The sequence below is a fragment of the Corynebacterium bouchesdurhonense genome (assembly GCF_900078305.2).
In the GTDB taxonomy this organism is placed as follows: Bacteria; Actinomycetota; Actinomycetes; order Mycobacteriales; family Mycobacteriaceae; genus Corynebacterium; species Corynebacterium bouchesdurhonense.
In genome coordinates this window covers 38,278-53,148 of sequence record NZ_LT546028.1, presented here as the reverse complement: position 1 = coordinate 53,148, position 14,871 = coordinate 38,278, and the positions used below count along the sequence as shown (strand labels likewise).

The window sequence follows — 14,871 nt, the reverse complement described above, 5'->3', positions numbered from 1 at the left end:
TGGACACGGGGCTGGCCTTTCTTTAGAAGTATCAAAAAAGAAGCTGGCAAAACCCATTTAATTTCCCACCGTGAACGGACGATGTTGCGAGCCCAAACAGTTGGTGAACTTCGCGGGAGCGGCGGGTGGGTGGCGTCGAGAAGCAATGCCCCGAGTACCCTCGAGAAAGTACAACGTTGAAGGAGCCCCCAATGATGAAGAAAATCGCACTGAGCGCCGCCACCATCGCCGCCGCAGCCACCCTGACCGCGTGCGGCAACTCGCACGACGGCACCTACACGGGCGACGTGACCAACATCGACACCGGCGAGAAGGAGGGCACCGCCACCCTCGAGCTTGGCCGCAAGTGCCACTGGAGCTTCACCGACAACCAGGGCAACACCGGTGACGCGCGCTGCGAGGCGAAGGATGGGGGCACAAAGATTAAGCTTGCCGACGTCAACACAAAAACCGACCTCAAGTTCAAGGGCGAATTCAACGGTGAGACGCTCACCCTGCAGCCCGACGACGACCACAAGCAGATGATGGTCCTGACCAAGACCGGCAAGTAGGCCTGCGATTCACGCCGGAGCGGGCCCCTGGGTTATAGTTTCGGCGTCGCCCCAGTAGCCCAATTGGCAGAGGCAACGGATTCAAAACCCGTCCAGTGTGAGTTCGAGTCTCACCTGGGGCACCAAGTCCCCTGCGGTCGCTTTAACGGCTCCTTTGTTCCCTGTTTGGTGAAGAGGAAGTCTGTTTTCTTCTTCCCCTTGCACAGTTCTTTGAGTTCGTCGTCCAGCTTCGAAGAGAAGGCAACTACACGCCTTGCACCCTCAGTCTTGGGAGCTTCCTTGATATGCACTTCATTGCCAACCGTGACGGCCTGACGCTTAATACTGATATGGTGCCGTTCAAAGTCAAGGTCTCCCACCTGAAGCCCCGCAAATTCACCGAACAGTATTTCCCGCCTGCATTCCGCAGAATCGACCTAGACTTAAACGTGAACGTGGTGCTGCCACCACTTGCAGAACGGAGGGAAATTCATGGTCAACGAGAACATCGAGAAATTATCAGCCACGCTGGAGGAAACTCGTGCCGAGCGGGAAGAGCTGTATAAGTGGTTCCACCGGAACCCGGAGTTGTCCATGGAGGAGCATGAGACAGCCGCCCGCATCGAAGAAGAGCTCAAACGCATGGGGCTCGAGGTGCAGACATTCGCGGGGACCGGCAGAGTCGCTGTCATCGAGAACGGCGACGGCCCGACCGTCTTGTTCCGGTCCGACCACGACGCGCTGCCGATCGCCGAAGACACTGGAGCCGATTACGCCGTGCCGGCCGAGAAAGGTGTCATGCATGCGTGCGGCCACGACATGCACACCGCCGCGCATCTCGGTGCCGTGAATGCGCTCGTCCGCAACAAAGACGCTTGGTCGGGTACCTTCATCGCCCTTTTCCAACCCGGCGAGGAAGCTGGGGGTGGGGCCCGCCGAATGGTGGAGGACGGCCTTGTTCAACGGTTGCCTAAGCCGGATTACGTGTTCGGACAGCACGTTCTAGCCGAAGACCCGCCGCTCGGCTTCGCATTCACGCCGGGACGAATGACTACCGCCGCGTCGAACTGGAAGGTCCGCATCCACGGAAAATCCGGCCACGGCTCCCTTCCGCACCGCGCAATCGACCCGATTCCAACCGCGGGGACGATTGTCACCCGACTGCAAGCTGCGGTAGCCCGCGAGATCGACCCGCTCGAGATTGGCGTGATCTCGGTGGGATCTATCCACGGCGGAACCTCGTCCAACTCGATCTGCGATCTCGTCGAGCTCGGAATCAACACGCGTGCCTCAACCGACGAGATCTCCGAACAGATCCAGGACATCATGAAACGCGTCATCACCGCCGAGTGCGAGGCCGGTAACTGTCCGGAACCGCCTGAGTTCGAATACCTCGATTCCGTCCCCGTGATCTACAACGACAGGGAACTGACCGAGCGCCTCAAGAACACTTTCACCGATTACTTCGGCGAAGAACTGGTCGGATGGGGCACCGGCTTATCCGGCTCCGAGGATTTCCCGGTCATCCCGAACGCCTGGGATGCCCCCTATGTCTTCATTGCCTGGTCCGGATTCGAGGAGGGCCACGACGGTCCGCCCAACCACAACAAGGGTTTCCTCCCGCAGCTCCAGCCGACTCTCGACCGCGGCTCCATGTCTGTGCTCCTCGCCGCAGCCACGGTCATGGCCAAGGATTAAGGCGCGCCCCCGCTTATCGACTATCGGCCCCGAGGCTTCCCCTCGGGGCCGATTTCGTGTGTCGGCACGATGCTAGCGCTGAAGTCTGCGAGCTACTTCTTCTGATTCTTCGCCCACAGCTTGCGGGTTTTCTTGACCGAGAGCGTGAATCCGATCATGAAGATGACCGTCACGAACGGGACGAGGACGAAGCCGGCACCATAAGAACCGAATTTGTCTGGGAACGCTCCCCACAACGGTGTTCCTACCGCCAAGCCGATGGGGTAGGCCATGCCGAGCACACCCCAGATCTTAGAGAAGTCACGCTGCCCGAACGTCGCCTGCGCGACGAGTGGGGGAGACACCGTACCGTTCGAAGTGCCCAGGGACATAATGACGATGAGGACAAGGTACGGAATGAAGTAGGTGACCCAGGTGGAGATGAACACCGCAACACCGGCCACTCCCAAGGTCAGCCACATCGCCGGTAGAAGCCCCATCTTGTCGATCAACCAGCCGATCAGCGGTTTGAACACGATCAAACTCAGAGTCGCGGTGATGACCACCGCGGAGATTTTGCTGGAGGAGACAAAGATGCCCCACGGAGTGCCAGACAGGTACGCCACCAAGTGCTGCGTCATCGCGTACGTCATGCCGAAGAGAAAGTAGGACGCGATGAGCACGTAGAACCAGGGCACCGAGAACGCTTCTTTTTGGGTCAAGCCCGGCTCGACTCCGGAGACGTCGGCGGCTTCATCAGCGTTGACAGCCGTCTCGCCGTAGCCGGGGATTTGATAATCCAGTGGGGAGTTGCGCACCAGGAAGATCGCCGGAAGTAACGTGAACGCCGCCATGAATGCCGCGAGGAAGAATGAGGCGGCGCGCCAGCCGACTGAATCCAAGAGATATGGCATGCCGATTCCGAGGATCATGCCTCCCACCCCGGAGCCAGCCAAGACGACACCCATGATGGTGCCCTTATTCCGGAAGAACCATCGGTTGACCACAACGATGGGCACATACTGTGCAGAAAGGCCCACACCGACACCGATCACGATGCCGGCGAGGTAGAACATCCACAGCGACGTTGACAGCCCAAAGATGATTAGCCCCACCGCAGCAATGATTCCGCCGATAATGAGCAGTCCCTGTGCCTTCAGCTTGTCCACCAGCTGACCTGCCACTGGCATCGCCAAAGCCGATGACACACCGAGCAGCGTGTAGTAGACGAGGAACGACGAGCTCGTGAACTCCGGGAATTGCGACAAGATCACCGGGGTGAAAAAGCTCATCGCCGTGAACGACACGGCCATCGCGATATTGACTAGCAGCGCACCGACGGCCACCCGCAGATAGATTCCGGACAGCTTCTCGCTGGCGGCGATGTCTTCACCAGAAAAACCGCCCGCCCCGGGATTCGATGCGCCATCAGCTCCGATAGCAGTAGACATAGGGTCTCCCTTCTCTCACCTTGAGCGTACAGCTCGATGAACAAGGGGCCGTGGGTTTCGCGCGTACTCTGGCTGGCCCGTCGCAATGACAGACACATTGGGCGGGCCTGCAGTTTTCGCTGTCGACGATGGTTAATGTGTTTTCATGGACTCGCCCCAGTAGCCCAATTGGCAGAGGCAACGGATTCAAAACCCGTCCAGTGTGAGTTCGAGTCTCACCTGGGGCATAACTTTTTCCTGGCAGGGGGTTTCGGAAAACTTTTTCCGGAGGCCCCTCTACGTTTGTTTTCGGCAAACAGAGACGAAACCCGCTGGTAAAAAGAGCTTCTCTAAACGTCAACCGCCCGGAAGTCGGCAAATTAAGACCGATTTCCGGGCGGTTTTCGTCACTCGAACACGACTTCTAGGGCGCCGACCTCCAGAACTCGTTTCTGGCGGCTTGCGGCCTGTGATTTTCGCTCAGGGGCTACCGAAGTGTTCCTAGAAACCGGTATGGGGACGTGCGCCGTTTGCTGGTGCTTTGGAAAAAATCTGATGCCCAAAGCACCCGCCTTAGCTTCTTACTAGCCGTTTGTGACCGTGCTCGGCCGCTCGTGGGAAACCTTCCAATACCCCCAGGCCATAAATGCCAAAGCACCCACTGCAACGACGGTCGTACTAACAGTCAGTGACCCAGTGAATACTTCGTACACCAAAACGCCGAGGATCAAGGCCATAATTAGAACTAGCGCGGATTTACGCAGCGCCTTTACGTTCATCTTTCACCCTACTTTCCGAAGCATGAGTTAAGGGCATTCCACTCTGACCCTGCAACAACCGCACCCGCCGCGAGGGACGCACCCAAAGTTTCCGGTGCTGCGATCAGGCTACCTGCGACCGTACCCCCAAGGATTAGGGCATCCCCGAAACAATCCCTATCCAATCCACGGGTTGGGCGAACGTGCGCCTCCAATTTCGTGTCTGAGGCCACGGTGTAGGTTACCTCAGCTTCTTGGCCATCGGGGAGTGTTACTTTTCCAGTCTTGAACACGCGACTTACTTGTCCGTTGGCATCGATAAGCCGCGGTTGCGACCCGTCGATTTCAAAGGTCCCGTTAGATGCTGAGATGTCCATTGTGAGCCGGTCCAAAGCATTCGGTTGTACGTCGAGCAGGACTGTCTGCTCCGATACCTGTGAGTCGGCCGCATGGGCGGTGCCAAGCGTCATTGAGAACATGAAACCAGTGGCCATTATCGCCGAAGCCGCGACGCGTGCCGTTTTTGCAAGTTTGCGAGTAGGTTTTCGCATGATACAGAGCCTTTCCGGTGTTGAGAGGATGTAACAAGGTACTTAATGGACACTAGTTTCGACGCAACACTCTCTCAGACCAATATCAATTTCCGGCACCTTCGTATCCACCCTTTAAGGGCGGCCTCGTTGCATGCCGGCCCACTTCTATGACCCTCATTACGGGTGTTGGCCATGCGCGCAGGCGTTCGATTGTTAGTCGTCTGCGCTGGCCACTGCGCATGACGCGGTGAGTCAAAAATCGGCCGATTTCTCTGTCAGCGCTCGTTGAAAAGTAGCCCAAAACGCTCCTCGAAATGTAGCCCATCCGAAAAAGATTGGATGGGTGATTTCTTTGGATCAATGGGCTCAAATTCGGTTCCTGCGTGGGCAGGGACTATCAATCAGGAAGATCGCTGAGGAAGTCGGCTGCGCGAAGAAAACCGTTGAACGCGCTCTGACGTCTGACTCTCCCCCGAAGTACTCTCCACGCCCGGCCAGGTCAACGAGTTTCGACGCTTATGAGCCGGCGGTGCGCGCCCTGTTGGCCGAGTCGCCCCGGTTGAACGCGAAAGTCATCGCTCAGCGCGTCGGTTGGGAAGGGTCAGAATCATGGTTCCGCAAAAACGTAGCCAAAATACGCCCGGAATACCTTCCACCAGATCCGGTCGACACGCTGGACCACCTGCCGGGACATGAGATCCAGTGCGACCTGACGTTCGCTCCGGGCGGGCTGCCCGATGACACCGGAGCGTTTCGCAAGCTGCCGGTGTTGGTGATGGTTGCTTCCCATTCCCGTTTCGCCGGGGCGCGGATCTTGCCGTCGCGCACCACCGACGACCTTCTGGCCGGGATGTGGGATCTCCTCGAGCACACCTTCACAGGGGTTCCCACCCGACTGGTGTGGGACCGCGAATCCGGCATCGGCAGAGCCAGACTGTGCGAACCGGTGATCGCGTTCGCCGGCGCGTTGGGCTGCAAGATCGTGCAAAGCCCGACCAGGGACCCGGCACCCAAAGGCATCGTGGAGAGCAACAGCGGGTAGATGAAAACCGCGTCCTTCCCGGCACGGGGCTTCAGCAGTCCGAAGGATGTGCAAGCCCAGCTCGACGACTGGTTCACCACCGTTGCCAACGTGAGAACACACGCGGTGTTGAAGACTTCACCAGCTGAAGCCTTCGCCACAGATCGGGCCGGGATGCGGCCGCTACCGCCATACACACCGACCTTCGGCACCCGCCCCGCAGTGCGGCTGCCGCGTAACTACTACGTCACCGTCGACACCAACCACTACAGCGTCGACCCCGCCTACGTCGACCGACTCGTCACGGTGCACACCACCTTGCACCAGGTCATCGTGACCGGCCCGGGCGGGGAAACAATCGCCTCCCACCAAAGAATCTGGGCGAAAGGCCGCACAATCACCGACCCCGCCCACCAGGCCGCGGCCAAAGCAATGCGCCAGCAGCGCGCAACCACGCCTGCACCGAAACCCAGCTTCGACATCGCCGCCGCCGACCTCACCGTCTATGACCGCATCACCTCAAGCCCTGCGAAAAGGACCACGGCATGACCCGCACCCCAGCACACGACACCACCGCAACAATTAACCGCTACGCCAGGCAGCTCAAAGCACCCCGCATCGCCAGCATCCACGCAACCATCGCGGAACAAGCCCGCGCCGAATCCTGGACACACGAGGAATACCTCGCCGCAGTGCTGTCTGTCGAAGCCACCGCCAGAGCAGAATCCGGCGCCACCCAACGCGTCAAACGCGCCGGCTTCCCCTCGATAAAAACCATCGCCGACTTCGACTTCACCGCCCAACCCGCAATCGACCGGGCAGAGATCGCCCGTCTTGAAACGGGCGCGTGGGTCGCCACCGCCGAAAACGTCGTCCTCCTCGGCCCGCCCGGCACCGGTAAAACACACCTCGCCACAGCACTCGGCGTCACCGCAGCCCAGCAAGGCTACCGGGTCTTGTTCGACACCGCCGCCGGGTGGGTCAACACGCTGACCGAAGCACACGCGATGGGCAGGTTGGAACCAACCTTGAAACGCTTAAGCGGCTACCACCTGCTCATCATCGACGAACTCGGCTACATCCCAGTTGAGGCCGACGCCGCGAACCTGTTCTTCCAACTCGTGTCCCGCCGGTACGAACACGGCTCCATCATTGTCACGTCCAACCTGGCATTTTCCCAATGGGCGCAATGCTTCGGCGACGTCACTGTCGCCACCGCGATGGTTGACCGTATTGTCCACCACGCCAAAATCTTCCAACACCGCGGCACCAGCCACCGCATCAAAGGCAGGGAAATCCCCGCAACAACCCCCGCCCCGCAACCACATCAGGCACAATAACCCAAGACCACACTGGGCTACTTTTCAAAGAGCGCCAGTGGGCTACATTTCGAAGAGCGCTCACATTCTCACACACGTCCACTGCGAGTTCGAGTCTCACCTGGGGCACGCTGTGTTGTTGGGGGTTTCGGAGAACTTTCTGAAAGTGTTCGGAAAACTCCCTCCGAGCCCCCGCGACTACGTCGGCTGACTCTTGCTTCCATTGAATTTCGGACGAGCTCGTGGTCCGACAGTGAAAAACGCCCCGTTTTGGGATTGATTTCGCCCAGAACGGGGCGTTTTCACGCCTCCAAACACGGCTTCTAGGCCACCGCCCTCCAGAATGGTTTTCTGGTGGCGTGTGGCCTACTCGCTTTACGCGGCGACTGGCGGGGCGTTCGGGAACGTACCGGCAATTGACCTCTCACTCCTCTTGCGTTCGAGGTCATCGCGACTGCCGCGCGGTGTCGGGTCATTACCGGTGCTGTCCTCGTCTGAGGCGTCCTGGGTTTAGTTCCGATCGTTTCTAGAGGAGGATTGGATCATGCCTAGGAAGTTCAGTGACGAGTTCAAGGACAAGGCGGTGAGGTTAGCCGAGGAGCTCGTTGAGCTTGAGGGGTGTTCGAAGTGGGCGGCGGCGGAGGAGATCGGCGAGAAGCTCGGCGTCTCGGCGCACACGCTCAACAACTGGTTGAAACCTGTCAAAGCGTCCCCCGATGTTCAGCGGAGCACTGGCGAGTCGGTTGACGACGAACTGAAGCGTCTGCGGCAGGAGAACAAAGAGTTGCGCAGGGCGAACGAGATCTTAAAGACCGCGTCAGCTTTTTTCGCAGCGGAACTCGACCGTCCCACCAGAAGATGATCGAATACATCGACACGTATCGCGATCGCTTCGGGGTCGAGGCCATCTGTCGCACGTTATGGCAGACAGAATGTGGGTTTATCACCTCTCGCGGCTACCGAGCAGCGAAAACACGAGCCCCGTCGGCCAGGAGCTTGTCAGACGCGCTGCTTATCCCCGAATTGGTGAGAGTCTTCGAGGACAACTTCAGCGTGTACGGGGTACGCAAGATGTGGAAGGCCATGCAGCGCGCTGGCTGGGACATCGGTCGTGATCAGACGGCACAGTTGATGAAACTCGCCGGCATCCAAGGCCGCAGAAGGGGCCGCACTCCGATCACAACGCTTCGGGCTGATGTCCCGGATCGTCGTCCTGATCTGGTCAATCGTGACTTCACCGCGTCAGCGCCGTACCGGCTGTGGGTCGCTGACATCACCTACGTGCGTACCCTGTCGGGGTTTGCGTACACCGCGTTCATCACCGATGTGTACTCCCGCAAGATTGTCGGGGTTGCCACCAGGGCGAGCATGCGCACCGATGAGCTGCCTCTTGAGGCTTTTGAGCACGCTCTGTATCACGCAGGTGATCTTCGCGCTGAAGGACTAGTACACCACAGCGATCGCGGCTCGCAGTACGTGTCCATCCGCTACGGTGAGGCACTCGCTCAAGCTGGGATCGATCCGTCCGTTGGCACCGTCGGCGATTCCTACGACAACGCGTTGGCGGAAACGGTCAACGGTCTCTACAAGACCGAGCTGATCTATCCCCACCGGCCGTGGACGTCGGTTGGGGAAGTCGAAATCGCGACCCTTCGCTGGGTGTACTGGTGGAACAACCACCGCCTGCACGAGTCATTGGGATACATCACCCCACAAGAGATGGAAGACGCCTACTATCGACAATCACACGCCCCGCCGTTGGGCGTTCAATAAGCGGAACGAAAACCAGGACGCTTCACAGTGGTACGGATTTGGCGGACGGACCAACCTTTGAGCACAAGGTCCATCACCGCCCGGTAGTCAGTCACAACTGGACTCCTCTGGCAATGCCGCGCGCCCTGTAGTCGCGCGGTCACCTGCATCGTCCCCCAAGGCGTTACTGGATACTCACCATCGCGTTACTCGAAACCCACCACGGTGTTACTAGATAAACCCGCGCAACATTTCTGTCATCAATGACTCGGAAAATGGAACACCGTTGATAAGGCGCAGATTTTCGCGAGCTAGCAGGACAACGGCGCGACCACGTCCCTCGAATACGGCATCGAAGCCCTGGGGCCGGTAGTGTGGGCGGGCAACCCGCTCTCCAGTCCGGCTCGTGGGCGGTTAGTGAACAAATTCGCATTGGTTAGGAACTTGCTACATGGGTTCTCGGTTTGAAATGGGTTTCGGAGGGGCGCTCGCCGCACGAGAGGAGAATGGGGCACCGTGGGTTCCGCCATGGTGGCAAAGCCTCGTTATTGTGCCTCTCGCAGTGATCGCCATGTACGTTGTTTTTCCTGTCGATACAGATTCCAACACGCGGTCCCCAAATGCGGGCGGTTCATTCTGGAGCAACTTGAGCTTGGATCACTTGATCATGCCGGTGGCGTTTACGTTAGGCGTTTACTACCTGTTGATTTTGCCGATCTTTTATCTCCGCAGGTATCGCTGGAATAAGAAGAACCGCTAGTCGTTTTGCAGCGCGTGCAAGCTCTCGTCGATTCGGTCAGGCGCTGTTGAAATGTAAACAGCTCAACGAATCCGCAGTTCAAACTTTCGAACACACCTCACGTGATGGTGAGTATTAGGCAAACGGTCCATCGTTTCGAATTTAAGGGGGTTTTACAAATGGGTGCCGCCCTTGCGATTTCTGCCGTGGCCCTCCTTTTTCTCGGCGTGAATTCCCTAATACTGTGGAGAAGGACGGTAAATGGAACGAACTCGCGCAACGATGGTTCTGGAATTCGAACTCAAGCGACCAAGACGAGCGACGCGGCATGGAATGCGGGGCACAAAGCAGCCGTCCCACTACTGCGTACCTTTGGTTTTCTCGATATCCTATTCGCCCTACTCCTCGCCACAACGGGGCGTGGGGGTTTGCGGTGTGGAACTTCCGTGACGGCAGACTACCCGATTCCCGCTACGTGTGGCTACATTCGGACACCAGCTCGAATGAGGTTGGAACTAAACAGAGAAAGTCGTGGAACTAGGTCTGGAATAAGGTCTCGTTGGTGGTGGTCAGAGAGTTTTCCGAAACCCCCGTTGTTGGCCGGGGCGGGGCCGGGGGATCTTCCAGCGGCAGCAAGATTAAGTTCGTTTGCCCCGGCTCGTATTAGCTCGTCGAAGCTTTACCCTCCTCCTCGCGAGCAACCTTCGAGTTTTCCGTCACCTTTGTACCCGCCCGCGCAGGGGCGGTGTGTGGTGTGCGCCCCACCTACGTATGCGTAGCGGCGTGCAGCCCCCGTCGGGTGAAGCGGCCCCGGGTGCCCTACACTTCTGCGAGTGGTAGAAGCTATAAGAAATTTTGGACAAGTGTCCCCGGGCCGTTCCCGGGACAGATTCACACTCACGGTGGTCGTTGCCGCGGCAGTGCTGGTGGCCATCGCGCTCGCGGCACCGCGGATCGCACAGGCAAACTTGTCGGAGCCCGCCGAGCGCCCCGAGGAGGCCGCACAGCCGGTCGCGCTGCACGGGGTGACCGTGCCGGATCGCAGCGGCAGCGACCTCGAGTGCCGCCCCACCTCGCAGTTCGCCTCCAACGAGCAGCAGTGGGACTGCGGAGAGACGCAGGTGACCGCGAAGTACGGGCAAACCACCGATGACCCGAGCCGCGCCCTGGCCCGGTTCGTGCGCTACCGGCTCTTGGAGCGCGAGCCCGACACTTCCGTAATTGAGGACCTCGGCGGAGACGCCAGGGTTGCCCGCGTTGACCGGCCCGAGGGCACCCTCGTCGCGGTCGCCGTCCCGCGCGGCAACGGCAGTGTGTACGTCGAGTTTGCCAAGGGCGATGCCGAAGCGGCGGCGCAGCCGCTGATCGACGCCGTCCGCGGAGGGGAGTTCGACGATGAGCAGTGAGCCGATGAGCAGTAGGACTGCAAGCCGCGTTTTGTTCGCATTCTTTGTGGCGGTCGGGCTCTTCACTGGGATCCGAAGCCTTGCCAAGGCGCCGGTGGCGCCGGTGGCTTGGGCGGTCGCGCTCGGGTTCTCCCTGCTCCAAGCGCTGGTGATCTGGGCGCTGGTCCGCCGCCACCCCGGCCGCCCGGCGAATCCTGCCTTCGTGTGGGCGGGTCTGCTCGGCGGTTTCGCCGGCGGGATTGCCGTGCCCTCGAATTCGGCCTTGGTGGCCATCCAGTCCCAGATGGGGGGGCCAACCTACGCTGCGGCGCTTGTTTCACCGACCGAGGAGGAGCTTGTCAAGGCCCTTGCGGTGCTGCTCATTGCCGCCGGTTGGCTGCGCATCCGGCGGCCCGTCGAGGCGGCGGTGCTGGGCATCGCCGTCGGCGGAGGCTTCTCCATCATGGAGAACATCTCCTACATCAATCGGTTCGCGCTCGAATCATTCACGTCCGATGCGGGCGGCGCTTTAGAAGGGACCCTCGTCCGGCTCTCCGCCTGCCCCTTCGCCCACAGCCTCTACACCGGCCTGGCTGCCTGGGGTATCGGATGCCTGCTCGCCCGAACGGACAAGTCCGCGGGCTGGCGCATCGGCCGGATGCTGGGCTGGTTCGCGCTCGGTTTTGTAGTCCACGGGGCGTTCAACGCGTCGCCAGATCTCGCCGGGCTCGTCAGCGAGGAAGTCCAGGCGGCCGCCTACCTGGTTGTGATTGTGCTCCAGTGGGTGCTGGCTTTCTGGCTCTACGCCCGGACCAGGAAGATCGGGCGGCGGAGCTAGCTTTTCGACGCCCCCGGCCTCGCCGCGCCGCGGAAGGCGTACGCGAGAACCGCTACAGCCGCCGCCGAGGCCGCAAACTGCGTCAGCATGGCGCCGAAGGATCCCGGAATGCCGTAGTCCTGCATATCTACCACGGTGTTCCACGCCGCGTGCGCGGCGAAGGGGAACGCGATCCCGCCGAAATACCAGGCCAACCACGAGTAAAGGGCGCCGTCCACAAGATAGTGGGCGAACTCCGCCGCCGAGCCGGGCAGGTGGACCGCGACAAACAGCAGGGTCGAGATGAGCGCGCCGAGAAGTGGACGCTTGGTCAGCGCCGAAAACGCCTGGAAGGCGAGGCCGCGAAACGCCAACTCCTCGCCGAGGGCGGCGCACATCACCAGCACCACGGTGAGCGGAAAGGTGCGCGTCACCCCGCCAACCGACCTATCCCACGAGGATCCGTACGCGTACACGCTGATCAGGCCAAGAACCATGAACATCACCGCGAGCGCGACGAGGTAGGCAAGCAGCACGGTCCACAGCTTCGGGGCCGGACCGGTGCCGAAGACCGTGTCTAGCGGCCGCCGCCCGGCCAGTTTCACCGCGATGAGCGCCGCCGGCACCTCAACCGCGACGGTGAGGTACAGGAACAGCTCTCCGTACTGGTCACTGGACGGGTCCGCCCCAGCCCACATCATTGCGTACCCCACCGCGAACACCAGGGCGACGGTGATCACGAGGAGGGTGATGATCTCGAGGACCGGTCTCCACCAGGCGTAATTCAGTTGATGGCGGCTGCCGAGCGGAAAGCTGGGCACGTCGATCGGGGACATTTGTTGCTCCTTCCTTTTGCAGTACGCCGATGTAGCTTATGGGTTGCGCAGGCGATGTGCAGCGCCAGCGTTGGTCACCGGCGCGGTCCCACGCATCCGGGGCAGAGAAAAAGGACCGCCCGAAACCGGGCGGCCCTTCGAAGCTCAGCTGGCAGTCAGCTGCTCCTACTACTCCTTCTCAGCCGGCGGGCGGCCAATGGCGGCGGAAACCGGGGAGCCCCACTTCACCAGGTCCTGCGTCATGTCGTCGTGCTCGATTTGGGCCTCGATGAGCACGAGGCGGCCGCGCTGGGCGCGGGCGATGGTGAGCGCGTCGCGGAGCTCGCCGGCGGTGGTGGCGGTGATGCCGATGCCGTCGCCGTCCTCCGCGTTGAAGGCGTTGACCAGGGCGGCGTAGTCCCAGTTCTTGTAGTAGTTGTACGGCCCCTCGTGGAGGGCGGACTCGATGACGTAGCCCTTGTTGTTCACCACGATGACGGTGATGTTGTCCTCGTAGCGGATCATGTTGCACACCTCCTGCGCGGTGAGCTGGAAGGAGCCGTCTCCGACCATGAGCACCGTGTGGTGGTCCTGGCCCTTGGACACGGCGTAGCCGTGCGCGGCCGGCACGGACCAGCCGATGGCGCCCCACTGCATTTCGATCTCGAAGCCGGCGCCGTCGGGAAGGGCCATGTGCATGCCGTTGAACCAGGAGTCGCCGGTCTCTACAAAGAGGGTCGAGTCCGCGTCGATCAGCTCGTTGATCTGGTGCACCATCTCGGCGCGGGTGAGCTTGGCGCCGTCCTCGGCCGGGGTGTACGCTGCGGCGGCCGCCGGGGCGTCGTCGCGCTTGAACTGGTCGAGCGTCTTCGGGTTACGCTCCACCTTTGCGGCCAGCTGGGAGAGGAACTCGCCGAGCGGCAGCTGGGAGTACTCGGCGTCCGGGGTCACCACGGCGAGCTCGGTGGCGGAGATGTAGCCGGAGTCGGCGGGCACGGAGGTGGTCCAGCCCACGGTGGAGTAGTCCGTAAACATCGCGCCGGCGGCGAGCACCATGTCGGACCAATCCACCATGGCCTCAACTCCCGGAGCGGAGGCGCTGCCGAGGAAGTGGCCGATGAACTGCGGGTGCTCCTCGGGGAAGAAGCCCTTGGCGTTGGGCTGGACGGCCACCGCGCAGCCGAGCGCTTCGGCGAGCTCGCGGAAGGCGTCGATCGCGCCGTAGGGGCGCAGGTGGGGGCCGGCGATCAGGATCGGGGCCTCGGCCTCGTTGAGCTTGGCGGCCACGTCGCTCGTGGCCTTGTCCATAGCCTCCTGGGAGAAGGAGCCGGTGGCCTCCGCGCCGACGGCGCGCTCGGTGGCCCGGCGGAACTCGATCGGCTGCGGCGCGGGGCACTCGGCGTCGGCGAGGTTGGAGGCGATCTCGATGTAGCAGGGCTTGGACTCGCGCAGCGCGGTGGCAATGGCGTGGTCGATCTTGCTCGGCGCCTCGGCGGCGTCGAGGATCCGCACGGTGGTGCAGGTGACCGGGCGGAACATCTCCTCCTGGTAGGAGTAGTCGGTGGTGCCAATGGTGTGGTGGAGGAGGCGGCCACTTGCCTCGTCGTTGGTGTTGTAGCCCGCGGAGATGAAGATGGTGGGCACGCGCTCGGCGTAAGCGCCGGCGATGCCGTTGAGGGCGGAGAAGGCGCCCACGTTGAAGGTGACCACGCAGGCGGAGGCGCCGTGGGCGCGGCCGTAGCCCTCCGCGGCGTACGCGGCGTTGAGCTCGTTGGTGCAGCTGATCATTGTGAGGTCGTCGACCTTCAGCATTTCGTCGAGAAGCTGCAGGTTGTAATCGCCCGGCACCTGGAAGAAGTGATCGAGGCCGATCTCGCGAAGCCGCGTGGCCAGGTAGTGGCCGACGGTGGTGGTTGCCATGCTGGTACCTTTCATAAGTATCTCGTTATTGCTCCCACCATTTTAGGTATCACCTACCCGCACCGCTGCGCACGCGCGCGAAGTGGGTGCAACGGCACAGCTGCCGCCCGGGCGGGGAAATATCACCGCGCTCGGCGCCCGTCTAAGCTTGGCGGGCGTGACTGCTGACGGGAAC

Annotated in this window: 11 protein-coding genes and 2 tRNA genes; 10 read left to right on the top strand and 3 right to left on the bottom strand. The window is 61.1% G+C overall.

From position 1 onward, the window contains the following. The first annotated feature begins 191 nt into the window (after positions 1 to 191). The 3 genes from BN4252_RS05010 to BN4252_RS05000 all read left to right on the top strand — a co-directional run bounded on the left by BN4252_RS05010 (position 192) and on the right by BN4252_RS05000 (position 2,228). Positions 192 to 551 (top strand): hypothetical protein, encoded by a 360-nt coding sequence (locus tag BN4252_RS05010; RefSeq protein WP_066526897.1) that lies wholly within the window; start codon positions 192 to 194, stop codon positions 549 to 551. Positions 552 to 599: 48 nt separating this feature from the next. Further along, positions 600 to 676 (top strand) — tRNA-Leu (locus BN4252_RS05005). Between the two features lie 346 nt (positions 677 to 1,022). Further along, positions 1,023 to 2,228 (top strand): amidohydrolase, encoded by a 1,206-nt coding sequence (locus BN4252_RS05000; protein WP_066526892.1) that lies wholly within the window; start codon positions 1,023 to 1,025, stop codon positions 2,226 to 2,228. Between the two features lie 92 nt (positions 2,229 to 2,320). Here BN4252_RS05000 and BN4252_RS04995 read toward each other — a convergent pair whose 3' ends face one another. Next, positions 2,321 to 3,658, bottom strand: a complete 1,338-nt coding sequence (locus tag BN4252_RS04995; protein ID WP_066526890.1) for an MFS transporter — start codon at positions 3,656 to 3,658, stop codon at positions 2,321 to 2,323. A gap of 153 nt (positions 3,659 to 3,811) precedes the next feature. On the opposite strand from BN4252_RS04995, the gene BN4252_RS04990 reads away from it, so the two are divergent. The 7 genes from BN4252_RS04990 (at position 3,812) to BN4252_RS04960 (ending at position 11,982) form a co-directional block, all read left to right on the top strand. Next, positions 3,812 to 3,885: transfer RNA gene (locus BN4252_RS04990), tRNA-Leu, on the top strand. A gap of 1,386 nt (positions 3,886 to 5,271) precedes the next feature. Beyond that, positions 5,272 to 5,970 (top strand): helix-turn-helix domain-containing protein, encoded by a 699-nt coding sequence (locus BN4252_RS04985; RefSeq protein ID WP_143341168.1) that lies wholly within the window; start codon positions 5,272 to 5,274, stop codon positions 5,968 to 5,970. After that, positions 5,971 to 6,498: a Mu transposase domain-containing protein gene (locus BN4252_RS04980; RefSeq protein ID WP_066526887.1), complete on the top strand. Its 528-nt coding sequence runs from the start codon at positions 5,971 to 5,973 to the stop codon at positions 6,496 to 6,498. Continuing rightward, a complete protein-coding gene (gene istB, locus BN4252_RS04975; protein WP_066526885.1) occupies positions 6,495 to 7,289 on the top strand; it encodes an IS21-like element helper ATPase IstB in 795 nt (264 codons plus the stop codon). Before BN4252_RS04980 ends, istB begins: the two co-directional genes overlap by 4 nt. A 523-nt stretch (positions 7,290 to 7,812) precedes the next feature. Further along, positions 7,813 to 9,041 (top strand): IS3 family transposase gene (locus tag BN4252_RS04970; RefSeq protein ID WP_230208579.1). Its coding sequence is split into 2 segments (ribosomal slippage): positions 7,813 to 8,089 and positions 8,089 to 9,041, totalling 1,230 coding nucleotides; the frame shifts between segments, so codons are not numbered across the junction. Between the two features lie 1,620 nt (positions 9,042 to 10,661). Continuing rightward, positions 10,662 to 11,165 carry a hypothetical protein gene (locus BN4252_RS04965; RefSeq protein ID WP_066526879.1) on the top strand — a complete coding sequence of 168 codons (504 nt, stop codon included), beginning with the start codon at positions 10,662 to 10,664 and terminating at the stop codon, positions 11,163 to 11,165. 103 nt (positions 11,166 to 11,268) lie between these two features. Continuing rightward, positions 11,269 to 11,982, top strand: a complete 714-nt coding sequence (locus BN4252_RS04960) for a PrsW family intramembrane metalloprotease (protein WP_187370925.1) — start codon at positions 11,269 to 11,271, stop codon at positions 11,980 to 11,982. Here BN4252_RS04960 and BN4252_RS04955 read toward each other — a convergent pair. Then, a complete protein-coding gene (locus BN4252_RS04955; RefSeq protein WP_066526871.1) occupies positions 11,979 to 12,797 on the bottom strand; it encodes a CPBP family intramembrane glutamic endopeptidase in 819 nt (272 codons plus the stop codon). The genes BN4252_RS04960 and BN4252_RS04955 overlap by 4 nt on opposite strands. Before the next feature lie 168 nt (positions 12,798 to 12,965). Then, complete coding sequence (locus BN4252_RS04950) at positions 12,966 to 14,696, bottom strand: alpha-keto acid decarboxylase family protein (RefSeq protein WP_066529124.1); 1,731 nt, start codon at positions 14,694 to 14,696, stop codon at positions 12,966 to 12,968. Positions 14,697 to 14,871 lie beyond the last annotated feature (175 nt).